Below are 24118 nucleotides of genomic sequence, written 5' to 3' on the forward strand. Positions count from 1 at the left end.
TGCGGATCACAGGCCTGCCGTGGCCGCACCAGCTCGACCTGATGCCCGCGGGCGCGCAAGCCCTCGCACAAGCGGCCAAGGGTATTGGCCACGCCGTTGGAACTTCGGCGGTCACGGCCATGCGTTCATCGTCAGCGCCGAGGGCAAGATCCTCATCCACCCGGACAACAAACTGGTGCTCAAGACCCTCGCCGAGGCCTATCCAAATGGCGCGCCGAAGGTCAGCCCGGGCCTGAAAGAAGTCGAATTCGACGGCAAGACCCAGTTGATCTCGTTCACCCGCGTCAATGGCGTGCCGTCGGCTGACTGGTATGTGGCGCTGGTGCTCGACAAAGACACCGCGTTCGCCATGCTCAGCGAATTCCGCACCTCAGCGTTGATCGCCATGACCATTGCCGTGGTCATCATTCTGGCGTTGCTGGGCATGCTGATTCGCGTGCTGATGCAACCGCTGCTGACCATGGGCCGCGCCATGCACGATATTGCTGAAGGTGAAGGCGACCTGACCAAGCGTCTGGTGATTCACGGCAACGATGAGTTCGGCGCGCTGGGCACCTCGTTCAACCGCTTCGTCGAGCGTATTCACACCTCGATCCGCGAAGTGTCCTCGGCCACCGGCCAGGTCAACGAAGTCGCCCTGCGCGTGGTCGCCGCGTCGAATTCGTCGATGTACAACTCCGATCAGCAAGCCACCCGCACCAACAGCGTTGCCGCCGCGATCAACCAGCTCGGCGCCGCCGCCCAGGAAATCGCCCAGAACGCGGCCCTCGCCTCGCAGCACTCCAGCGATGCGCGCGGCCTCGCCGTCGAAGGTCAGCAAGTGGTGGATAAAACCATCCACGCCATGCAGCAGCTGTCGGCGAAGATCAGCGATTCGTGCGGCAACATCGAAACGCTTAACAGCAACACGGTGAACATCGGCCAGATTCTCGAAGTGATCACCAGTATTTCCCAGCAAACCAACCTGCTCGCCCTCAACGCGGCAATCGAAGCGGCGCGCGCCGGTGAAGCCGGTCGTGGTTTCGCCGTGGTCGCCGACGAAGTGCGCAACCTCGCCCACCGCACTCAGGATTCGGCGCAGCAAGTGCAGAAGATGATCGAAGAACTGCAAGTCGGCGCGCGTCAGGCGGTGAGCATCATGACCGAGAGCCAGCGCGAGAGCGAAAGCAGCGTCGGCATCGCCAACCAGGCCGGCGAACGCCTCGACAGCGTGACCCAGCGTATCGGCGAAATCGACGGCATGAACCAGTCGGTGGCCACCGCGACCGAAGAGCAGACCGCCGTGGTCGAGTCGATCAACGTGGATATCAACGAGATCAACACGCTGAATCAGGAAGGGGTGGAAAACCTGCAGGCGACCTTGCGCGCGTGTTCGGACCTGGAGCAGCAGGCGGCGCGCCTCAAACAATTGGTGGGTAGTTTCAGGATCTGAAGATCGAGAGCATACCCCTCACCCCAACCCTCTCCCCCAAGGGGGCGAGGGGGAAAGGGAGCAGATCTTCATGCTGTTCAAAACCTGAGTTCGACTCGAAGTTTGCAGGTCGATGTATCAAGTCCAGACAACTCGGTCAGTCCCCTCTCCCTCCGGGAGAGGGTTAGGGTGAGGGAAAGCCTTTAAAACCGCGACCCAGGCTCAGAAAGAAACACCAACTCCTCAGCCGTAGACTCCCGCCCCAACACCGCATTGCGATGCGGAAACCGGCCAAACCGGGCGATCACCTTGCGATGCCGCTCGGCATAATCCAGATTGTCGGCGAACACCGTCCGCTCATCCTCCGGCTGTTCCGCCACCAGCTCGATGAATCGCGACACCGCTTCGTTCTGCACTGCGAGGTTTTCGCAGTGTTCGAATACCAGATAGATGAACACACGCTGGATCGGTTTCAACTGCCGGTCGAAATCCGCCGCAATGCCTTGGGCGACGAGTTTCTGCGCGCGTAAATCACCGGAGTAGGCTTTGGGGGTGTTGCGATGGATCATGCGCGGCAGTTGATCGAGTAAAAGCACAACCGCCAGCCAACCTTCGGGACATTGCGTCCACTCGGTCAATTCGCCGGCCAGGGCCTGATCGACAAAGACCCCGAAACGCGTCTGCGCTTCGAGGTCCTGGCTGGCTCGCTTGCCGAACCACAACTTGCCCTTGTCAGCCGCCACTGCGTCCGGTGATTCGGCGTGTCCGAACCACCAGTCAAGCAACGGCTGCCAGGGCGCAGTCACGGTTATTCCTTGTGGTAAGCCGTGGCGCGCGCGACTTCTTCTTTCGAGCCGAGGAATACCGCTACACGCTGGTGCAGGCCTTCAGGCTGAATGTCGAGGATGCGCTGGTGACCATCGGTGGACGCGCCGCCCGCTTGTTCGACGAGGAACGACATCGGGTTGGCTTCGTACATCAGGCGCAGCTTACCCGGCTTGGACGGCTCACGGCTGTCGCGCGGGTACATGAACAGACCGCCACGGGTGAGGATGCGGTGCACGTCAGCAACCATCGCTGCGACCCAACGCATGTTGTAGTTCTTTTTCAGCGGACCTTCTTCACCGGCCAGCAACTCGCCGACGTAGCGCTGTACCGGGGCTTCCCAGTGACGCTGGTTGGACATGTTGATGGCGAATTCCTGAGTGGTTTCAGGAATGGTGATGTCTTCGTGGGTCAGTACGAAGCTGCCCATTTCGCGGTCGAGGGTGAAACCTTTGACGCCGTCGCCCAGGGTCAGCACCAGCATGGTCTGCGGACCGTAGATCGCGTAACCGGCGGCCACTTGTTGAGTGCCAGGTTGCAGGAAGGCCTTTTCGTTCAGCGGCTCGTTCTGGCTGAGGTATTCGTTCGGGCAACGCAGTACCGAAAAAATGGTGCCGACCGGAGCGTTGATGTCGATGTTCGACGAACCGTCCAGTGGGTCGAATACCAGCAGGTAGGCGCCTTTCGGGTATTTACCTGGAATCTGGTAGGCATTGTCCATTTCTTCGGATGCCATGCCAGCCAGGTGACCGCCCCATTCGTTGGCTTCGAGCAGGATCTCGTTCGACAGCACGTCGAGCTTCTTCTGCACTTCGCCCTGGACGTTTTCAGTGCCCATGCTGCCCAGAACACCACCGAGGGCGCCTTTGGACACGGCGTGGCTGATTTCCTTGCAGGCACGCGCCACCACTTCGATCAAAAAGCGCAGATCGGCAGGAGTGTTGTTGCTGCGGGTCTGCTCAATCAAATAGCGACTCAAGGTAACGCGGGACATGGACGGCTCCGGTGGAATGGGGGGCTAAAAACCCGCGCAGTTTACAGGGAGTCTGAAAACCTAGCGAGCGAAGACGCCCGCTAACGTGCGTCGGGCGTATTTGCCTGCATCAGACGTGATTGTCGGTGGAGAGTTCAGGTGGTGGATTTCAGCGTAGACCGGTTCGGGACTATTGGTGCCTGGCTGATGCGGCAGTTTGAAGATTTTTGTAGGCTGGAAGACCGCTATCGCGAGCAGGCTCACTCCTACAAGAACCGCATTCCACATGAAGAAATGCGGTCACTTGTGGGAGCGAGCCTGCTCGCGAATGGTGCGCAGCGCCAGCCCTTCTCAGGTGTTGGCGGGCGGCTTGCGCAACAGGCTGAACGCCATCGCACCCAGAAACACCACGCTCAACAGCAATACCGCCCACAGTCCGATCTTCTTCCAGTTGGTCCCGGCCACCGCCGCCGTGGTCGCCGTCGAGGTCTGCGTCACCACGGTTTCGCTCTGCACAGAGGCCTTGCCCAGCGTCGCCAGCATCTGCGGTTTGAAATCCGGAATCAGCGTGGTCAACGGCAGGTTCGCCGTTTTCACCGTGGCATTGCCCAAGGCGAGACTGTACGGCCCATCGCCCCGGGCGAGGAAAATCACCTGCGTGGCGCGCACTGCGTATTTCAGATCCGGCGCCTGCTCACCCAGCCCGCCGCCGCGCTCATCCACGGTCAGCTTCAATTGCTGCACGGTCTGCCCGGCGAGAGGGATTTCGTTCTGCACCACGTCCTGATTGTTCTGGGTCAGGCGATACAACAAGCCACTGCTCAGCATCTGCCACGGCAAACTGCTCTCGCGGCGGCCAGCCAACGTGACCGGCGCCAGACTGTTCGGCTGCTTCAGTTCGACCTGGACGCGCTCGACATTCAGCCCCATCGGCAACTGCCAGGTGTATTCCCCGGCCTTGGTGCTGCTGCCGGCCACGGTTTGCGACCAGACCAACGGCAGCGGTAAATGACGCGGGTCGCTGCTTTTCAGTTGCGCCGAAGTAAGGATTGGCGCTGAACCCGGCGACTCCCAGAGCAGGCGCACATACCGCGCGGTCAGCCCCGGCAGGGTCACTTCGTGCTGTTCGATGCGCTCATCGGAGAACGTCAGCCGAGCAACCTGGCCTTCGCCCCATGCCTGCCAATGTTGCAGGTCGTCGCTGGCTTCGATGCTGAAACGCTGGAAGCCGTCGCGCTCGCTGGTCCAGTCGAGGACCAGTTGCTGCAAGGGTGCCTTGATCGCGCTGGCATCGAGCAGCCAGCCACGCAGCACTTCTTCCCCGGCTTCCAGCTGACTGGACGGCTGCACTTCGACCAGCGTGCCGCTGGTGGTCGATTGCACGCGCACGTTTGGTGCGCGCTCGCCGGCATCTGCGGCGTTGTACAGCGGGAACCATTTGACGTCGTGTAACTGACCGTCATCGCGGGTCTGCGCGGATTCGCGGGCCAGCGCGTAAGCCTGCGGTTCACCGGCGGCGTTGAACACGCGCAAGTCGCCGAGGTCAGTCTGGCGTGCCTGCAGTTGCACGCTAAGCGGCAATTCGAGGCGATACCACGGGCCGTTGCCGCTGACCGACAGCGGCACCTGCGTGGCGAAGTCCGCAGGTTTTTCCTGGGCGCCGACAGCCATCACCACGCCCAACGCCAACCAACCCAGATTCAGCATGCGACTCAAGAGACAACTCCTTCGGTTTCCGTGGCGGGCTTGTCCGCCGCCGGTTCGGCTTCAACGCGCTTGGGCGGCAACGGGGCAAAATAGCCCACCACCAGCAGCAACACGCCGACGCCGATAAACGAGACGATCCGGGCGAGGCCGCCACGGTTGCTCAGTTCGACAAAAATCAGTTTTGCCACCACCAGCGCAATCAGCGCCGCGCCGATCAGCCACACTTCGCGCCGATGGCGCAGATGACCGCCGATCATCAGCCCCAGCGCCATCAGCGTCCAGACGATCGACAAGCCGGCCTGCACCAGCATCGAGGCGAGCAGCGTGTCCAGTTCGAAGGGGATGCCGGCCCAATGATGCGCGGCGCGGGTCACCAGCGCCGTGCAGAAGGCAAACAGCGAAACCCCGGCGATCAGTTGTGTGGCGGTGTCGGCGTAGTCCCGGCGTATCGACAGTTGTGCCACCGCACTGCGCGACCACACATAAACGCCGAACAAGGCAAACAGCAGCCCCAGCTCCAGAGGGTTGAGCAGCGGCACATAAGGCAGCGGTTCGGCGTTGCCATCGCTGACAGCGTTGGCCAGCCAGAACCACGCCAACATCAACACCGCCAGCGGCGCAGCGGCATACAAACGGTACTCGCGGGCAAACGCCGATACCGGCCACGGCCAGGCGCGCGGTGCCGCTGCAAGCAACAGATAGATACTCGGCAGAATCGCCCAACCCAGCCAGCGCCAGGCGTTGTACTGCTCGGACAACAGCAGCAGACCGTAGCGTAACTCCAGCGCCAGCACGCCGATCAGCAGCCAGCAGCCGAGTACATGCGCGGAACTTAAAGCGCGTGCCGGCAGCATCGGCGCGAGGCGGCGCAGGCTGAAGAAATGCGCGGCAAATACTAGCGTCCAGGCCAGCCAGCCGAAGTCGGCTGCCGGGTGATAACGCGACTGCCACGCGCCGAGCAATACCAGCGCTGCCACCGGAATCAGCAAGGTGCAAAGCAAGCCCAGCGCCGGCCATTTCAGCCGCAGTGACGCCAGCGTCCACAGCGCCACGCTGAGCGCCGCGACCAACAGCAATAGCGTCGCTTGCAGATTGGCCGGGGCAAAGCGCAATACCTCACTGACCCACGCCAACGCCCACCAAGCGGTGCCCCACACCAGCAACACTTCAGACAAGCGCTGCAAACTCAGCGCATCAAAGGCCGAAGCATGGTTGCCCAGTTGCAAGCGCCACGCACCGATCATCGCCGCCAACCCCAGCACCAGCGGCGTCCAGAAGCCACCATGGGCCAGCGGTTTCAAGCCTTCGCTGGACAGCGGCCCCAGCAACTCCGGGCCGGCCAACAAAAATGCTGCGCCGCCGATCACCTGCAACAGCAGACCGAATACGAAACTGACGCGCTGCTGCAGATACAGGCTCAGCCAGATGATCAGCAAACCACTGGCCGCCCACACCGCACTTGCGGTCTGCCATGGCAGGACAAACAGAACCGCCAGATTGATCAACACCAGGCCGGCCAACAGCACCACGGACAGACCGCGCAGCAGACGCACGTCGCTGCGCACCATGTCATCGCGTGCCGCCAGCAACATGCCGGCAATCAATGCCAGACCGATCAGCGATGCGCTGAGCAAACCACTCCAGCCCGCGCTGAACACTGCTGACGAATCCTCGCCCGCGCCTTGCAGGCGTAACAGGAACAACGCGCCACCGAGCAATTGCACCGCAAACGCACTGAACAGGAACGTGCGCGATTGTATGCGCAGACCGACCCACAACGTCGCCAGACCGGCCAGCGCCCAACTGATCGCCGTGCCCTGGATGAAAAAGAACAACGGGGCCAGCAGATACAGGCACGTCAGGCCCAGACTCGCCAGCACTGGCAACGCCTGGCGCTCCCACGGCGCGGTCTGCTCCGCTGCCGCTTTGCGCAATTGATAGAAGCTGAACAGCAGCGCACCGCCAAGCATCAACGCGCCCAGTGGCGCACCGTCGAGCAAACTGTTTTCGCCAATGCGCAATTCACTGAGGAAGGCCAACGCCGAGCCCAATTGCAGCAACAGTGCAAAGGCCCGCGCGAACGGTCGCTGCTGGCGCAGGCCAAGCCAGAAAATCCCCGCCCCTTCCACGGCCCATGCCGCTGACGTCCAGCGCGCATCGAGCCCCAACGGAATCGCCAGACTGGCAAAAATCACCCCGAGCGCCAGACAGGTTTCGCCCAGCAACACTGCGCGCCCACCTATCAATACCCTGGCCAGCGCCATATAGAGCAGGCCCAACGCCAAGGCACTGAACGCCGCCGCAAATTCCAGGTGCTGGACGATGGCGAACTGCAAACCGAAACCAATGATCGGCGGGCCGAACAACATCGTGCCGTCGACGTAATCGCCCTTGCGCACCGACCAGTGCAACAGCGCCTCGCGATCGGCGTCCCCCGGGGCATCGGCCAGATCGAGAAGCTTGCGTCGGGCAAACAGCAAACCGATGGTCAGGTACATCAGGAAAAACAGGATCAGGAACGGCTCGGTGCTCCACAACAGCTCCGGACCATAGGAACGCAGCCCCCAGGCGAACCCGATGCCAAAGGTGCCAACGAAGCCGATCAGATTGAGCAGGCGCCAGGCCTTGAACCAGGCAATCGCCAGAATGCCGGCGTTGAGCAGGGCGAAATAACTGAACAGCGCGACGTGATTGCCTTCCCCCGTTGAGGTCAGGATCGGCGCAGCAAAACCGCCCAAGGCTGCCGCAGCGGCCAGCCCCAGCGCATCCTGGGTGATTGCCAGAATGGCCGAGAACACCGTCACCGCCACCAGCAGGCCCAGCGCGGCGGAAGGATCGAGCAGCGGATGCAAGCGCATCGCCGCGAACACCGTCAGGTACAGCACCGCGATCCCGGTACCCTGCAGCATCAACGCATAGTGTGTGTTGCGCCGGCGCAGCCACCAGCCCAGGGCAAGCAGGCCCAACGCGGCAGCCGCAACCCCGGCGTAACGCAACTCGATCGGCACCACCATGCCTTCGGTGGCGTAACGCAGCAAAAACGCCAGACCGAAAAACAAAAGCACCACGCCGACGCGCAGCACTGTGTTGCCACCGAACAGCCAGTTGCGTGCCGCACTGATGCCACGCTCGATCAGGTTCGGCCCACGGGGTTCGGCAGGTATGTGCGGTTCACGAGGGGCCGGTTCGGCGCGCCAGACATCGTCCGGCAGCGGCTGGCTGGTTTCACGGTTGGCGGCAGTGATCGGCTCGAGTTCGGGCGGCAGCTCCCAGATAAGTTCAGGCGCCGCGGCTTGTTCGAAGACTTCGACAGACTCGGCGACAGGCTCAGCGACGGGCGCAGGAGACGGCGGTGGCGCAGCATGAAGCGGCGCGCCTTCGAGCAGAAACAGCCGCTGCTCGACGCCTTGCAAGGCGACTTTCGCTTGCTCGAGTTGCTGCTGTTGCGCAGCCGTCAGCTTACCGAGCCGCGCGATGCGCATCGTCTGCGCAATCGCCAGCCCGAGCAGCGCGCCCAACAGCGCAGCGCTGAACGACTCGTCGAGCAGTCCACCGAGCATCAGCCCGATCAACATGAACATCCATTGCATGGTCGATATCCCTAAGCAGCCCCGGGGCGGGGCGAGTCCGGCGATGGCTTCAGTCTAGGCACAAACCCCGTGGGAGCGAGCTCGCTCGCGAAAGCGCTTTGTCAGTCAACATTTCTGTTTAATGTGACAACGCTATCGCGAGCAGGCTCGCCCCCACAGGGCATGGGTGGTGACTGATGCATCCGGTAACCGGCGCTCAGTATATCGATCCGGCCCAACAAACGTTGGGCCTTGCGCAGATTTGTTGCGGAAAGTTACTCCAGCGCTTTCCAGATATCGGTGGCGTACTCGCGAATGGTCCGGTCAGACGAGAACCAGCCCATGCGCGCCGTGTTCAGCACTGCCGAACGCCACCAGTTATTGGAATCGTGCCAGTGCGCTTCCACGCGCTTCTGCGCTTCCCAGTACGAATCGAAATCGGCGCAGACCAGGAAACGGTCGTAGTCGATCAACGAATCGATCAGCCCGGTGTAACGCGAGGTGTCGTCGGGCGAGAACACACCGCTGCGGATCGCTTGCAGCACATCGTTCAGACGATGCGACGCGGCGATGTCCGGCAAGGCGCTGAACTCGTGGTTCTGTTTGCGCGCTTCAACCTGCTGCGCACTGAGGCCGAAGATAAACATGTGCTCTGCACCGATGCGCTCGGCCATCTCCACGTTGGCACCGTCGAGGGTGCCGATGGTCAACGCGCCGTTGAGACCGAACTTCATGTTGCTGGTGCCCGACGCCTCGAAACCGGCGGTGGAGATCTGCTCGGACAAGTCCGCCGCCGGAATGATGCTCTCCGCCAGGCTGACATTGTAGTTGGGCAGGAACACCACCTTGAGCAAGCCGCGCACCGTCGGGTCGTTGTTGACCACCCGGGCGATGTCGTTGGTCAGTTTGATGATCAGTTTGGCCTGGTGATAACTCGCTGCGGCCTTGCCGGCGAAGATTTTCACCCGTGGCACCCAGTCGACTTCCGGCTCGGCACGAATCGCTTGATATAGCGCGACGGTGTGCAACAGGTTGAGCAACTGGCGCTTGTATTCGTGGATGCGTTTGACCTGCACATCGAACATCGCCGCCGGGTTGACGGCAATGCCCAGACGCTCGTGAATCAGGTAGGCCAAGGCCTTTTTGCTGTGCAGGCGTTGTTCGGCAAAAGCTTTGCGGAACGCGGTTTTCTCAGCGAACGGCTCTAGTTCGAGCAAACGCTCTTCGGGATGGTCGAGTATCTCCGGACCCACAGCATCGACCAGCATCGACGTCAGCTCGGCGTTGGCCTGGAACAGCCAGCGGCGGAAGGTAATGCCGTTGGTCTTGTTGTTGATCCGCTCCGGGTAGAGTTTGTGCAATTCGGCGAATACGGTTTTGCGCATCAGTTGCGTGTGCAGCCCGGACACGCCGTTGACGCTGTGCGAGCCGAGGAACGCGAGGTTGCCCATGCGCACGCGGCGGCCGTTGTCTTCTTCGATCAGCGACACCGCGCGCAGCACGTCGAAATCGTGAATGCCCTTGGCCCGCAGCGAGTCGATGTGCTGGGCGTTGATCAGATAAATGATCTGCATGTGCCGCGGCAGCATGCGCTCCATCAGGCCGACCGGCCAGGTTTCCAGCGCCTCGGGCAGCAAGGTGTGGTTGGTGTACGACAGCGTGTCGACAGTCACTTGCCATGCCGCATCCCACGCCACGTCGTAGACGTCGACCAATTGACGCATCAGTTCGGCGACGGCAATCGACGGGTGGGTGTCATTAAGCTGGATCGCCGCATGATCACCAAGCGTCAGCACCGAGGTGTGCATGTTGCGGTGACGGCGCAGCAGATCCTGCAGCGACGCAGCGACGAAGAAGTATTCCTGACGCAGGCGAAGTTCCTGGCCTGCTTCGGTGCTGTCCGCCGGGTAGAGCACGCGCGAAATACTTTCGGCGCGAGCTACTTCGGCCACGGCACCGAGGTGGTCACCGGCGTTGAAACGCTCCAGATGCAACTCTTCCATCGCCCGCGCACGCCACAAGCGCAAGGTGTTAACGCTGGCGCCGCGCCAGCCGACCACCGGGGTGTCATAAGCAATTGCGCGCACGGTTTCCGCCGGCGACCAGACCTGGCGGGTTTTGCCATTGGCGTCGGTGACGGTTTCGACGCTGCCGCCAAAGCCGATCGGGTACACCACTTCCGGCCGCTCGAATTCCCACGGGTTGCCGAAATCCAGCCAGTGTTCGGTCTGCTCTTGTTGCCAGCCATCGACAATCGCCTGACGGAACAAGCCGTGCTCATAACGAATGCCATAGCCGTGACCGGCAATGCCGAGCGTCGACATGCTTTCCATGAAGCACGCCGCCAGACGTCCGAGGCCGCCGTTGCCGAGCGCTGCGTCGGGCTCCAGCAAACGGATGCGCTCCAGATCGACGCCCAGTTCGGTCAACGCCTCACGGGCGACGTCGAGCAGACCAAGGTTGCTCAGGCTGTCGTAGAGCAAGCGGCCGATGAGGAATTCCAGCGAGAGGTAATACACCCGCTTCTGGCCTTTGCGGTAGATCTGCCGGGTGTGGTCCATCCAGTGTTCGACCATGTGATCACGCGCCGCCAGGGCGATGGCTTCGAACCAGTCATGGTCAAAGGCGTGATCGGGATCCTTGCCCACTGCATAGGTGAGTTTGGTCAGGACGGCGTCGCGGAATGCGGCCACCTCTGCTTCGCGAACTAGTGGTTCTTGAGTCATCAATAGGACCTCGAGCGAGCGGGGAATTGTCTGAGCCTAGACGGTCTGACCGACGGTAACGGCTCTGGTTCGGCTGTATTTCCGGAGACTGTGAGGTAGTCCGGCATAACCTTGGCGGATGAACCAATGAATGCAGGGGCCGTGCCGAGTTGCCCGGCAAAGTGCCGGCATCAAGAAAAATCTGGCGAAAGGTTGTTCAAAAATCCACCGGTCCCGGTATGATCGCGCGCCCTGATGCATACACCTCTGGTAACTCCCGATGATGAAACCCAACCTGATCGCCGCCGCCGAGATCGATCGTCTCGATACGTGGGCCAAATATTCGGCGCCGATGTGCGGCTCGTGCATGTCCAGCTGCTGCACGCTGCCGGTTGAGGTGAAGATCAAGGATCTGGTGCGCATCGGTGTGGTCGACGAGTTCGAACTGGGCGATCCGCCGAAGAACATCGCCAAGCGTTTGCAAAAGGAAGGCCTGGTTGAGCGTTTCAATCAGAAGTCGGGAATCTTCACCCTCCAGCGCATGAGCAACAACGATTGCTATTACCTGGATCGTAAGAGCCGCCTGTGCACCATTTATGACAAGCGCCCGGACACCTGCCGCAACCACCCGAAAATCGGCCCGCGTCCGGGGTATTGCGCTTATAAGCCGAAGGAAGTCGAGCGCGTGCAGAATTTCCGCGCGATCGAGAAGTTCTGACCCGCGCTGCATTTTCGTTAGCCATCAGACCTCAGCCCCTCACCCCAGCCCTCTCCCGAGGGAGAGGGAGCCGACCGAGGTGCCTTGCGTTCTCCATCTACCTGAAATACCCGGTCGATTGTGGATTCGCTGCAGCACGGACGGGCCGGCGTATCCCTTGAGCATCCCCAATCAGTCCCCTCTCCCTCTGGGAGAGGGCTAGGGTGAGGGGCTTTTGATCTTCAAGGCCCAACCTGCATTTCCTCCAGACAAACAAAAACGCCCCCGGTCTCGCGACCGGGGGCGTTTTTTCAAGCTCGGGCTAAATTACGCCTTGGCTTTCTTGGCAGCGCGGGTACGCTCGCTTTCGTCGAGGATCTTCTTGCGAAGACGGATCGACTTAGGCGTGACTTCGCACAGCTCGTCTTCCTGGATGTATTCCAGAGCCTGTTCCAGGGTGAACTTCACCGGTGGAACCAGAGCGATGGTTTCGTCTTTACCCGAAGCACGCATGTTGTCGAGCTTCTTGCCTTTGGTTGGGTTTACACCCAGGTCGTTGTCGCGGCTGTTCTGACCAACGATCTGACCGTTGTAGATCTCCTGGCCGTGTTCTACGAACAGCTTGCCACGAGCCTGCAGGGTTTCCAGCGAGTAGGTCAGTGCCTTGCCGGTTTCAACCGAAACCAGAACGCCGTTCTGACGGCCGGACATATGGCCCGACTTGACGGTGTCGTAGCGGTCGAAGATCGAGGTCAGGATGCCAGCACCGTTGGTCAGGGTCAGGAACTGGTTACGGAAACCGATCAGACCGCGAGCAGGGATGTTGTATTCCAGGCGAACACGGCCCTTGCCATCCGGCACCATGTTGCTCAGGTCGCCCTTACGCAGACCCATCTCTTCCATGACCTTGCCCTGGGATTCTTCAGGGATGTCGATGGTCACGTTTTCGAACGGTTCCTGCTTCACGCCGTCAACTTCACGGATGATCACTTCAGGACGGCCCAGGGCCAGCTCGAAGCCTTCGCGACGCATGGTTTCGATCAGTACCGAGAGGTGCAGCTCACCACGGCCGGAAACCTTGAACTTGTCAGCGGAGTCGCCTTCTTCAACGCGCAGTGCAACGTTGTACAGCAGCTCTTTGTCCAGACGGTCCTTGATGTTACGGGACGTCACGAACTTGCCTTCTTTACCGCAGAATGGCGAGTCGTTTACCTGGAAAGTCATCGAAACGGTTGGCTCGTCGACGGTCAGCGGCTTCATCGCCTCGACGGTGTCCGGATGGCACAGGGTGTCGGAGATGAACAGCGAGTCCATACCGCTGATGCAGACGATGTCGCCGGCCGCAGCTTCTTCAACGTCAACGCGGTGCAGACCGTGGTGACCCATCAGTTTCAGGATACGGCCGTTGCGACGCTTGCCGTCGGCACCGATCGCCACAACCGGAGTGTTCGGCTTGACGCGACCGCGAGCGATACGGCCAACACCGATAACACCCAGGAAGCTGTTGTAGTCCAGAGCGGAGATCTGCATCTGGAACGGACCGTCACGGTCAACGGCCGGAGGCGGAACGTGATCGACGACTGCCTGGTACAGCGCAGTCATGTCTTCGCCCATGGCGGTGTGGTCCAGACCGGCAATACCGTTCAGGGCCGAAGCGTAAACAACCTGGAAGTCCAGTTGTTCTTCGGTCGCACCGAGATTGTCGAACAGGTCGAAGATCTGGTCCAGAACCCAGTCCGGACGCGCGCCTGGACGGTCAACCTTGTTGATCACCACGATTGGACGCAGGCCGGCTTCGAAAGCCTTCTTGGTCACGAAACGGGTTTGCGGCATAGGGCCGTCTTGAGCGTCAACCAGCAGCAGAACGGAGTCAACCATCGACATTACGCGTTCAACTTCGCCGCCGAAGTCGGCGTGGCCCGGGGTGTCCACGATGTTGATGTGGTAGCCGTTCCAGTTGATGGCGGTGTTCTTCGCCAGAATGGTAATACCGCGCTCTTTTTCCTGGTCGTTGGAGTCCATCACGCGCTCGTCGTTGAGCTCGTTGCGCTCCAGGGTGCCGGATTGACGCAGGAGTTTGTCTACCAGGGTGGTCTTACCGTGGTCAACGTGGGCAATGATGGCGATGTTGCGTAGATTTTCGATCACTTGTGTATCTCGATCAGAGGATTCGGTTTGCTGACAAGTCTTGGCAGCGATTAGCAGTAGTGTCCGGCATGGCCGTTACAGCTTGACGGCGGTGTCGGGGGGCCGGTGACGCAGGCCACAGGCAAACAGCCCCGGGCACTTAGCTCGGTCGATAAACGCGCACATTGGCATGCCCCTCACTGAGCAAATGGTGAGCATGCAGGCGACTCATCACGCCTTTGTCGCAATACAGCAGGTACTGGCGAGTCGGATCCAGCTCCTTGAAACGAGCGTTCACTGCATAGAACGGCATCGTCTGTACTTCTACGCCAGCGAGTTCCAGCGGCTCATCCTCGGCGGCATCCGGGTGACGGATGTCGATCACGATCTGGCCGGCCAGTGCTTCGCTGACTTCTTCAATCTGTACGTCCTGGCCCAGTTCGTCGATTACGCGATCGATCGGCACCAGTTTGGCATTGGCGAGCGCACGCTCGAGCACCGCCATGTCGAATTGCTGCTCTTCGTGCTCAACCCGACCGCGTTTGGCGGCCGTTTTCGGGTTGACCGAAATGACCCCGCAGTATTCCGGCATGTGCCGGGCGAAATCGGCGGTGCCGATCTCGTTCGCGGTGTCGATGATGTCTTGTTTGTGCGCCACGATCAGTGGGCGCAGGACCAGCTTGTCGGTCACGCAGTCGATCACCGACAGGTTCGGCAGCGTCTGGCTCGATACCTGGGAGATCGCTTCGCCGGTGACCAGCGCATCAATGTGCAGGCGCTCGGCGATGTTCGACGCCGCGCGCAACATCATACGCTTCAAAACCACGCCCATATGACTGTTATCGACTTTGCCGAGAATTTCGCCGAGGACTTCCTCGAACGGAACACTGACAAATAGCACGCGTTGCGAGCTGCCGTACTTCTTCCAGATGAAATGCGCGACTTCCATCACGCCCAATTCGTGGGCACGACCGCCCAGGTTGAAGAAGCAGAAGTGCGTCATCAGGCCACGGCGCAGGATCTGGTAGGCCGCCACGGTCGAGTCGAAGCCGCCGGACATCAATACCAGCGTCTGCTCCAGCGCACCGAGCGGGTAGCCGCCAATGCCGTTGTGCTGGCTGTGGATGACGAACAACCGTTTGTCGCGAACTTCGATGCGGACTTCGATTTCCGGCGCTTTCAGGTCGATTCCGGCCGCACCGCACTCGCGACGCAGCTTGCTGCCGACGTATTTTTCGACGTCCATCGAACTGAACGTATGCTTGCCGGCGCGCTTGCAGCGCACCGAAAAAATCTTCCCGGCCAAGGCCGCGCCGTAATGCTGTTTGCACTTCTCGGTGATGTCGTCGAAGTCGCCCAGCGGGTACTCATCGATCTGCAGAAAGTGCGCGATACCCGGCATGCAAGTCAGGCGCTCGCCCATCTCTTTCAAGGCTTTGGGGTCGGTAACGCGGGTTTCCAGCTCGAGATTGTCCCACACGCCGTTCACCACCACTGCCGGGTCCAGGTCGCGGAGCACGGTGCGGATGTTCTTGGCCAACTGGCGGATGAACTTCGTCCGGACAGGTCGGCTTTTGATGGTGATCTCGGGGAAGACTTTTACGATTAGTTTCATGAAAACAGCGCGCGCACGGCCAGCCGAAAAAGGGGGGCGCGGATTATAGCGGAAATTGCTCAAGGTTTAACCAGTTAATATGCAGAACGTTTTGCATGCACCAAAACGGGTCGTTTTCGATTTGCACCGCCACATTAAAGGGCGATATTTTCGCAATCAGGCCGCTTGAAGCCTTTATAAGCATGAAATTGGGGCAAAAAACCCATGCTGGGGCACTGGCATGCAATTTGCTCCCTTGTGAGGCAGGTTGCCTTGGCAGAGTATTCGCGCCGGCATCACCCAACTTTAAGGGCATCCACTACTAGCCCTAAGCCACCCGGAGGACAGTATGTCGAAGACGGTTCAACTCATCAAAGATCATGACGTCAAATGGATTGATCTGCGCTTCACGGACACCAAAGGCACTCAGCACCACGTGACCATGCCGGCTCGCGATGCGCTGGATGACGACTTCTTCGAAGTCGGCAAGATGTTCGACGGTTCCTCCATTGCTGGCTGGAAAGGCATCGAAGCCTCCGACATGATCCTGATGCCGGTTGACGAAACTGCCGTTCTCGACCCGTTCACCGAAGACGCTACCCTGATCCTGGTGTGCGACATCATTGAACCTTCGAGCATGCAAGGCTACGACCGCGACCCACGTGCGATCGCCAAGCGCGCCGAAGAACACCTGAAAGCCACCGGTATCGGTGACACCGTGTTCGCCGGTCCAGAGCCTGAGTTCTTCATTTTTGACTCGGTGAAATTCAAGTCGGACATCTCCGGTTCGATGTTCAAGATCTACTCCGAGCAAGGTTCGTGGATGTCCGACCAGGACGTCGAAGGTGGCAACAAAGGTCACCGTCCAGGCGTCAAGGGTGGCTACTTCCCGGTTCCGCCATTCGACCACGACCACGAAATCCGTACCTCCATGTGCAACGCACTGGAAGAAATGGGCCTGACCGTTGAAGTTCACCACCACGAAGTGGCGACTGCCGGCCAGAACGAAATCGGCGTCAAGTTCAACACCCTGGTGAAGAAAGCCGACGAAACCCAGACCCTGAAGTACGTTGTCCACAATGTTGCTGACGCTTACGGCCGCACCGCGACCTTCATGCCGAAGCCACTGTACGGCGACAACGGTTCGGGCATGCACGTACACATGTCGATCTGGAAAGACGGCAAGAACACCTTCGCCGGTGAAGGCTATGCCGGCCTGTCCGATACCGCTCTGTACTTCATCGGCGGCATCATCAAGCACGGTAAGGCTCTGAACGGCTTCACCAACCCGGCTACCAACTCGTACAAGCGTCTGGTACCAGGCTTCGAAGCGCCAGTAATGCTGGCCTACTCGGCTCGCAACCGTTCCGCTTCGATCCGCATTCCTTACGTGTCGAGCCCGAAAGCCCGCCGTATCGAAGCACGCTTCCCGGATCCGGCTGCCAACCCGTACCTGGCTTTCGCAGCACTGCTGATGGCTGGTCTGGACGGTATCCAGAACAAGATCCACCCAGGCGATGCCGCCGACAAGAACCTGTACGACCTGCCGCCTGAAGAGGCGAAAGAGATCCCACAGGTTTGTGGCAGCCTGAAGGAAGCACTGGAAGAGCTGGACAAGGGCCGCGCGTTCCTGACCAAGGGCGGCGTATTCTCCGACGACTTCATCGACGCTTACATCGCGCTGAAATCGGAAGAAGAAATCAAGGTTCGCACCTTCGTACACCCACTGGAATATGAGCTGTACTACAGCTGCTGATCCGGTAGCGCTGCGTAACGCGGCGTGACAAAAAGAGGCCTCCTTCGGGAGGCCTTTTTTATTGCCTCGATTTTGCGGCCAACCAAGTCCCCTGTAGGAGTGAGCCTGCTCGCGATGGCGGCGTGTCAGTCGCCAATTTTCTTGATGATCCACCGCGATCGCGAGCAGGCTCACTCCTACAGGGATTTGTGGTGTTTGAATGATCTTTGGATGTGTCGCAAGTTGGGCCAACCGCCCCACCTGTCCTATGCTGCTACCCATCGCTTTCCATACCGGTCGAGTTCATGGGTCGCATCTTTCTCTACATTCTGCTGCTGATCGCCCTGCCCGCCGCTGCGCAGATCTACAAATACACCGACGCCAACGGCAACACGGTCTACAGCGATCATTCGCCGGACGGCGTGAAGGCGCAGCCGGTTGAGCTGCCGCCGTTGAACCGTGTCGAGCCGCAAGCGCCAGGTACGCCGCCCCTGCCGGAGGCCGAGACGCCACAGCCTCCGCGCAATGCCTACGAAATCCTTGAACTGGCCGGCCTACCCACGGAAGAAGCCCTGCGAGCCAACAACGGCACTTTCACGGTCAGGGTGCTGATCAAGCCGCGCTTGCAGGCCCCGCATCAACTAAGACTGATGCTCGACGACGAACCCTACGGCCAGCCAAGCAACGTGCCGAGCCTGCAACTGGTCAACGTCGACCGCGGCGAACATCGGCTTGCGGTGCAGGTGATCGACGGCCAGAGCGTCATTCAGCAAAGCCCACCCGCAATCTTCACCGTGCAGCGGGTGCATCGACCATGAAAGTTGCCTGCCTGATCCTGTGCCTGCTCGCCCTGCCCGCTTCGGCGGAGGTGTTCACCTATATCGATGCCCACGGCAATCGCGTCTACACCGACCAACCGCGCGGCAACGCCAAGCGTGTGCCGATCGCCACCAGCAATCGTATGCCTGCCACCCCGACCGCCGCCGCCCCGAGTAGCCAAACCAGGAACGCCTCACCACAGCCACCGTTTCATTACGACATGCTGCGCGTTCTGGTGCCCGAGCCCGATGCGACGATTCGCAGCAGTGGCGGGGAACTGATTGTCAGCATCACCAGCGAGCCGGGCCTTCAAGAAGGTCACCGCTACCGCTTGTTGCTGGACGGCCAGCCCACTGGCGAGCCCGGCCTGAGCCCGGTCTTCCCGCTGAGCAATATCGATCGCGGCAGCCACCACCTGTCGGCAGAAATTCTCGACGCTGACGGGCGCACCGTCGAACGCACCGCCAACCAACCCTTCCACATGCTGCGCATCTCCCTGGCACAGAAACGCCAGGTCACACCCTGCACCAAAGACGATTACGGCGTGCGGCCGGAATGCCCGCTGAAAGACAAACCTGAAGAACCGAAAAACCCCTTCCTGCGCTTTTTCTGACGCTACCGAGCGAAGCGCACTGTATTGGTGCGCTAAGCTGCACCCTACTCAAATTCCAACCCATTTTGGTTCGAATCTTCCCGATTGAGCTGGCTTCGTGCCATACAAACGCGCGTCAAACGCCTGTTTCAGGCGTTAAACGCTTCTTTTCGGAGCCTTGGTTTGGTTTTTGCATTTTCCCGGTATCAGCGCTTAGTTCTCGCGCACGCCTTGCTCCAAAAGGGGTCCAGATGACCATAAGCGACGCAATCCATCGTTTGCTGCTCGACAACCTGACCACCGCGACCATCCTGCTCGACGCGCAATTGCGCCTCGAGTACATGAACCCGGCGGCGGAAATGCTGCTGGCCGTCAGCGGTCAGCGCAGCCATGGCCAGTTCATCAGCGAACTGTTCACCGAATCCCCCGAGGCGCTCAACTCCCTGCGCCAGGCAGTCGAGCAAGCGCATCCGTTTACCAAGCGCGAAGCGATGCTCACCGCGCTGACCGGCCAGACGCTGACCGTGGATTACGCGGTAACGCCCATCCTCAGCAATGGCGAAACCCTGCTTTTGCTGGAAGTCCACCCGCGTGACCGCTTGCTGCGGATCACCAAGGAAGAGGCGCAGTTGTCCAAGCAGGAAACCAGCAAGATGCTGGTGCGCGGCCTCGCCCATGAAATCAAGAATCCGCTCGGCGGGATTCGTGGTGCCGCGCAATTGCTGGCCCGCGAACTGCCGGAAGACAGCCTGCGCGACTACACCAACGTGATCATTGAAGAGGCCGACCGCCTGCGCAATCTGGTCGACCGCATGCTCGGTTCCAACAAGCTGCCGTCGCTGGCGATGTGCAACGTTCACGAAGTGCTCGAACGCGTCTGCCAACTGGTCGAGGCCGAAAGCCAGGGTTGCATCACCCTGGTGCGCGACTATGACCCGAGCATTCCCGACGTATTGATCGACCGCGAGCAGATGATCCAGGCCGTATTGAACATCGTGCGCAATGCGATGCAGGCGATCAGCAGCCAGAATGAGCTGCGTCTGGGCCGCATCAGCCTGCGCACCCGTGCCATGCGCCAGTTCACCATCGGCCATATCCGCCATCGCCTGGTGACCAAGATCGAAATCATCGACAACGGCCCGGGCATCCCTGCGGAACTGCAGGAAACCATTTTCTTTCCGATGGTCAGCGGTCGCCCGGACGGTACCGGGCTGGGCCTGGCCATTACCCAGAACATCATCAGTCAGCATCAGGGCCTGATCGAGTGTGAGAGCCATCCAGGCCACACCACGTTCTCGATCTTCCTGCCACTGGAACAAGGAGCCACATCGACATGAGCCGTAGTGAAACCGTGTGGATCGTCGATGACGACCGTTCTATCCGTTGGGTTCTGGAAAAGGCCTTGCAACAGGAAGGCATGACCACGCAGAGCTTCGACAGCGCCGATGGCGTGATGAGTCGTCTGGCGCGGCAGCAGCCGGACGTGATCATTTCCGACATCCGCATGCCCGGCGCCAGCGGTCTGGACCTGTTGGCGCGGATTCGCGAACAGCACCCGCGGTTGCCGGTCATCATCATGACCGCTCACTCCGATCTGGACAGCGCGGTCGCCTCGTATCAGGGCGGCGCGTTTGAATACCTGCCCAAGCCGTTCGACGTCGACGAAGCCGTTTCACTGGTCAAGCGTGCCAATCAGCACGCTCAGGAACAGCAAGGACTGGAAGTCGTACCGGCACTGACCCGCACCCCGGAAATCATCGGCGAAGCGCCGGCGATGCAGGAAGTGTTTCGCGCCATCGGCCGCTTGAGCCATTCCAACATCACCGTGCTGATCAACGGTGAGTCGGGTACCGGTAAAGAACTGGTCGCCCACGCCCTGCATCGTCACAGCCCACGCGCGGCTTCGCCATTCATTGCGCTGAACATGGCAGCGATCCCCAAGGATCTGATGGAATCCGAGCTGTTCGGCCATGAAAAAGGCGCGTTCACCGGAGCGGCGAATTTGCGTCGCGGCCGTTTTGAACAGGCGGATGGCGGCACCCTGTTCCTTGATGAAATCGGCGACATGCCGGCCGACACCCAGACGCGTCTGTTGCGCGTGCTGGCCGACGGCGAGTTCTATCGGGTGGGCGGGCATGTGCCAGTCAAGGTCGACGTGCGCATCATCGCCGCGACGCACCAGAACCTGGAAACCCTGGTGCATGCCGGCAAATTCCGTGAGGACTTGTTCCACCGCCTCAACGTGATCCGCATTCACATCCCGCGCCTGTCGGATCGTCGCGAAGACATCCCGACCCTGGCCAAACACTTCCTCAGCCGCGCCGCGCAGGAACTGGCGGTCGAGCCGAAGCTGCTGAAAAGCGAGACCGAGGAATACCTGAAAAACCTGCCGTGGCCGGGCAACGTGCGTCAGTTGGAGAACACCTGCCGCTGGATCACGGTGATGGCTTCCGGGCGCGAAGTGCACATCAGCGATTTGCCGCCAGAACTGCTTAACCTGCCGCAGGATTCGGCGCCGGTGACCAACTGGGAGCAGGCGCTGCGTCAGTGGGCCGATCAGGCCTTGGCGCGCGGCCAGTCGAGTCTGCTCGACAGCGCCGTGCCGGCGTTTGAGCGGATCATGATCGAGACGGCGCTCAAGCACACCGCCGGCCGCCGCCGTGATGCTGCGGTATTGCTGGGTTGGGGGCGTAATACCCTGACGCGCAAGATCAAGGAATTGGGGATGAAGGTTGATGGTGGCGATGATGATGAGGGGGAAGAAGGATAAAGCTTCGTTCGCTTGAGATTGTCGGTGTATTCGAGATCCAGCCCCCTCACCCCAGCCCTCTCACAATGGGAGAGGGAGCAGATCCCGAGCGTTTTCAAAGCTTGAGTTCGGCTCGGTATCTCAGGTCGGCGTAACTTGACCAGGCAACTCGGTCAGTCCCCTCTCCCTCCGGGAGAGGGTCAGGGTGAGGGCCACCGTGCACCGCATCAATGCACAATGACCCGTGATCGCGCATAGCGACCTCGCCTCACTCTCGATTGAAAAAGCGGCAAGCCCCACCAGCCGTACACACGAAAGCCCCGAATTCCGGGGCTTTCGCGTTCCTGATCAAGCTTTTTGTTACAGCAAATGAAAATCTGGCACGCCCCCTGCAATAACCCTTACAGGTGATTCGTTTCACCACCCTTTTCGGGGACCTTGGTACAGGCAGGCCGGGGATTCCCCTCTTTACATCGGGCTCATGTCGCAACGCGACGAGCTCACCCTTTTGGGATCCTTGGTACAGGCAGGCCGGGGGTTCCCTCTTTACACCGGACCGACGCTCACAGCGAAGTCCGCCCCTTTTGGGAACCCTGATACAGGCAGGTCAGGGATTCCCGCTTTTACTCCTCCCACGGTTCGAGGCTCAATCGAGCTTCGGACGCTTGGGCAGATGATGCAGGGGCTGATTCTGCCGTCCACTGTCGTATGTGCGTATTTCTTCCTCCAGCCTGTCCAGCATTCTTCCCGGGCTCGGTTCTTCAGCCAAGATCCGATTCAGTCGCAACTGCTCGTCTACATCAGCGTGGTGGTATATCTCGAGAAACGACCAGACGCGCCGCTGCAAAAGCGGCCGCTCAACGTAAAACTCCGGCGTACGGCTCAGTTTCTTCAGACCTCTGGCAAGATGGCTAACGTTGCCCCAGAGTTGTAGCTTTCGAGCCAATTGCTCTGCCGGGACATGCTGCAGCCAAAGATTGGCCGACAAATCAAAACTTTCTGTTCCCAGCCAAATGTCGTTACCTGTCTGGTTACGTGCATATAACAGCCGACGGAGGGAGACCGGATCAGTTATTGGATTGCCGATGAGATTGAAACCGGCTCTGATTTCAACGGATGCCGGGATCGCTGTGATTCGATTGTTCGCCAGATTCAATACTTTTTCTGGAATCGTCGAGGTAATGCCCTCGGGAAATCCGTCTAGCCCCATGTTGGAAAGATCCAGTTCCTGCAGCGCTGTCATAGCTTTGACCGAGGGTCCGGCAAATAGCGCATTGTCACCCAGTTTTAAAACTTCCAGCTTCGACGGACCATTGCCGGCGTCAAGCCCGGAAGGAAGACGGCGTATTCCAGTCCGCGTCAGATCCAACACACGTAACTCGGTCATGCCGGTCAAATCCGGTTCCACTGTTGAATAATTAGCCCAGTGTTGCACAGGCTCCCCTGGGCGCCACGGACCGGCCTGGGCGTTCAACACTTTGACCCGGGTATCAACCAACCTCAACACCTGCAGTCTGCTCAGGCCCCTCAACGAAAAATCTGCCGGCAAGTCGCAATTCTGCAGATTCAGTTCCCGTAACCGGGTAAGCCCTGTCAACTGCCCTGCAAAGCTTGAATCCATACTGAATCTTGATTGAGCTGCCTGGAACATGAACAACCCGCTCCCGGCATTTGTCATCACCTGGCTTGATATCGTCAGACTTTCAATGTTGGGAAACTGCCTGAAAAAAACCGCTGCATCCAGCGGAGCATGCCCCTTCAAAGTGAGAGAAACGACTGCGCTGAATCTCAACGAAAGCAGCTTGTCGACCGGCCATAACGTGAGATTGATATCCAGCTTGTAACCTGACAGTCGCCCGTCGCTATAGACTCGCTGATCAGGCTGGCCGTGCCACTCGTACACTTGCCGCAGCTTGCCCCACATATCCAACGCCTGCTGCATCTCCCCGCTATGGCCTATACGAGGCTCGTGGTACGGGATGCTGATGTGTTCGATGTCCAGCTGAGACGAACCACGCTGGATACGCTGGAGTTCGGCATCCGCCACATCCTTGTCATCGAACCGGGCGATAAAAGCGTCCGCATCGAGATCGCTTGCTTGCGAAAGGTACTTTTGGACCTGCGCGCGCGTGGTTCGCTCAACCAACTGGCGCGGATACCAATGACCGCTGGCGACGTCGCGTAGCAAGACCGGGCCCGATGGCAGCAACTCGCTTGGGCGCCGGGCGCGATATAAACCGGTGACGGGGTCCGCAGCGACAAGAACCAGATCGCCATTGGCAAGGTCAGCATACGTGCGGCGGCTGATCACCCGCAGACCGTCTTCATTGATTTGTGGAAGGATCGCCCGGGCATTGGTGGCGTAATCGTCCAGCGACGGCAGGGGGGCGGGACGATGAACTTCAGCGGAGGTCGCGTGAACTACGACAGCCGCGACAGCGCGAACGTCATCCAGAGTTGAGGCGCCGGACGGTCCGGGCTGCGGCTGCAAAGGATCGTGAGCCATGCCTGTATCGACGTTTCTACGCCCAGACAGGCCGGGCTGAGCGTTATCCGCGTCCGTGGAGCGCGAACTGCCGAGGACATCTGCGTGGCTACCGCCACCGCGAGGTGGT

The 24118-nt window shown here is 60.2% G+C and carries 15 protein-coding genes; 7 read left to right on the top strand and 8 right to left on the bottom strand.

The window, feature by feature from the left end; translation table 11 throughout:
• Window positions 1-19 precede the first annotated feature (19 nt).
• The gene (locus ACYYKW_RS04655; protein WP_464989594.1) at window positions 20-1432 is read left to right on the top strand and encodes a methyl-accepting chemotaxis protein; all 1413 of its coding nucleotides are present in this window, start codon (window positions 20-22) and stop codon (window positions 1430-1432) included.
• A 182-nt stretch (window positions 1433-1614) separates the two neighbouring features.
• Here ACYYKW_RS04655 and ACYYKW_RS04660 read toward each other — a convergent pair whose 3' ends face one another.
• The 5 genes from ACYYKW_RS04660 to ACYYKW_RS04680 all read right to left on the bottom strand — a co-directional run bounded on the left by ACYYKW_RS04660 (window position 1615) and on the right by ACYYKW_RS04680 (window position 11211).
• Window positions 1615-2217 carry a DUF924 family protein gene (locus ACYYKW_RS04660; protein WP_464989528.1) on the bottom strand — a complete coding sequence of 201 codons (603 nt, stop codon included), beginning with the start codon at window positions 2215-2217 and terminating at the stop codon, window positions 1615-1617.
• 2 nt (window positions 2218-2219) lie between these two features.
• The gene (locus ACYYKW_RS04665; RefSeq protein ID WP_039756611.1) at window positions 2220-3230 is read right to left on the bottom strand and encodes a class 1 fructose-bisphosphatase; all 1011 of its coding nucleotides are present in this window, start codon (window positions 3228-3230) and stop codon (window positions 2220-2222) included.
• A gap of 330 nt (window positions 3231-3560) precedes the next feature.
• Window positions 3561-4925: a DUF3999 domain-containing protein gene (locus ACYYKW_RS04670; RefSeq protein WP_464989529.1), complete on the bottom strand. Its 1365-nt coding sequence runs from the start codon at window positions 4923-4925 to the stop codon at window positions 3561-3563.
• Window positions 4922-8506, bottom strand: a complete 3585-nt coding sequence (locus tag ACYYKW_RS04675; RefSeq protein ID WP_464989530.1) for a DUF2339 domain-containing protein — start codon at window positions 8504-8506, stop codon at window positions 4922-4924. Before ACYYKW_RS04675 ends, ACYYKW_RS04670 begins: the two co-directional genes overlap by 4 nt.
• A gap of 254 nt (window positions 8507-8760) precedes the next feature.
• Window positions 8761-11211: a glycogen/starch/alpha-glucan phosphorylase gene (locus ACYYKW_RS04680; RefSeq protein WP_090280262.1), complete on the bottom strand. Its 2451-nt coding sequence runs from the start codon at window positions 11209-11211 to the stop codon at window positions 8761-8763.
• 259 nt (window positions 11212-11470) lie between these two features.
• Here ACYYKW_RS04680 and ACYYKW_RS04685 point away from each other — a divergent pair, with 259 nt between their 5' ends.
• The gene (locus ACYYKW_RS04685; protein WP_025110918.1) at window positions 11471-11908 is read left to right on the top strand and encodes a YkgJ family cysteine cluster protein; all 438 of its coding nucleotides are present in this window, start codon (window positions 11471-11473) and stop codon (window positions 11906-11908) included.
• Between the two features lie 306 nt (window positions 11909-12214).
• Here ACYYKW_RS04685 and typA read toward each other — a convergent pair whose 3' ends face one another.
• Window positions 12215-14035, bottom strand: coding sequence for a translational GTPase TypA (typA, locus tag ACYYKW_RS04690; protein WP_090280259.1), 1821 nt, complete (start codon window positions 14033-14035; stop codon window positions 12215-12217).
• A gap of 139 nt (window positions 14036-14174) precedes the next feature.
• On the bottom strand, window positions 14175-15629 hold the full coding sequence (gene thiI / locus ACYYKW_RS04695; protein WP_093105919.1) for a tRNA uracil 4-sulfurtransferase ThiI: 1455 nt from the start codon (window positions 15627-15629) through the stop codon (window positions 14175-14177).
• Between the two features lie 328 nt (window positions 15630-15957).
• Here thiI and glnA point away from each other — a divergent pair, with 328 nt between their 5' ends.
• The 5 genes from glnA (at window position 15958) to ntrC (ending at window position 21524) form a co-directional block, all read left to right on the top strand.
• Window positions 15958-17364 (top strand): type I glutamate--ammonia ligase, encoded by a 1407-nt coding sequence (gene glnA, locus ACYYKW_RS04700; protein ID WP_090280253.1) that lies wholly within the window; start codon window positions 15958-15960, stop codon window positions 17362-17364.
• Window positions 17365-17648: 284 nt separating this feature from the next.
• Window positions 17649-18161 carry a DUF4124 domain-containing protein gene (locus tag ACYYKW_RS04705; RefSeq protein ID WP_336356272.1) on the top strand — a complete coding sequence of 171 codons (513 nt, stop codon included), beginning with the start codon at window positions 17649-17651 and terminating at the stop codon, window positions 18159-18161.
• Window positions 18158-18775: a DUF4124 domain-containing protein gene (locus tag ACYYKW_RS04710; RefSeq protein WP_336356271.1), complete on the top strand. Its 618-nt coding sequence runs from the start codon at window positions 18158-18160 to the stop codon at window positions 18773-18775. The genes ACYYKW_RS04705 and ACYYKW_RS04710 overlap by 4 nt, the downstream gene beginning before the upstream one ends.
• Before the next feature lie 230 nt (window positions 18776-19005).
• Window positions 19006-20091, top strand: coding sequence for a nitrogen regulation protein NR(II) (gene glnL / locus ACYYKW_RS04715; RefSeq protein WP_090280248.1), 1086 nt, complete (start codon window positions 19006-19008; stop codon window positions 20089-20091).
• Window positions 20088-21524: a nitrogen regulation protein NR(I) gene (gene ntrC / locus ACYYKW_RS04720; RefSeq protein ID WP_093105931.1), complete on the top strand. Its 1437-nt coding sequence runs from the start codon at window positions 20088-20090 to the stop codon at window positions 21522-21524. The genes glnL and ntrC overlap by 4 nt, the downstream gene beginning before the upstream one ends.
• Window positions 21525-22149: 625 nt before the next feature.
• Here the strand turns inward: ntrC and ACYYKW_RS04725 are convergent.
• Entirely contained in the window at window positions 22150-24009 is a 1860-nt protein-coding gene (locus tag ACYYKW_RS04725) for a leucine-rich repeat domain-containing protein (protein ID WP_464989531.1), read from the bottom strand.
• Window positions 24010-24118: the final 109 nt, after the last annotated feature.

The sequence above is a fragment of the Pseudomonas sp. 15C genome (genome assembly GCF_055484735.1).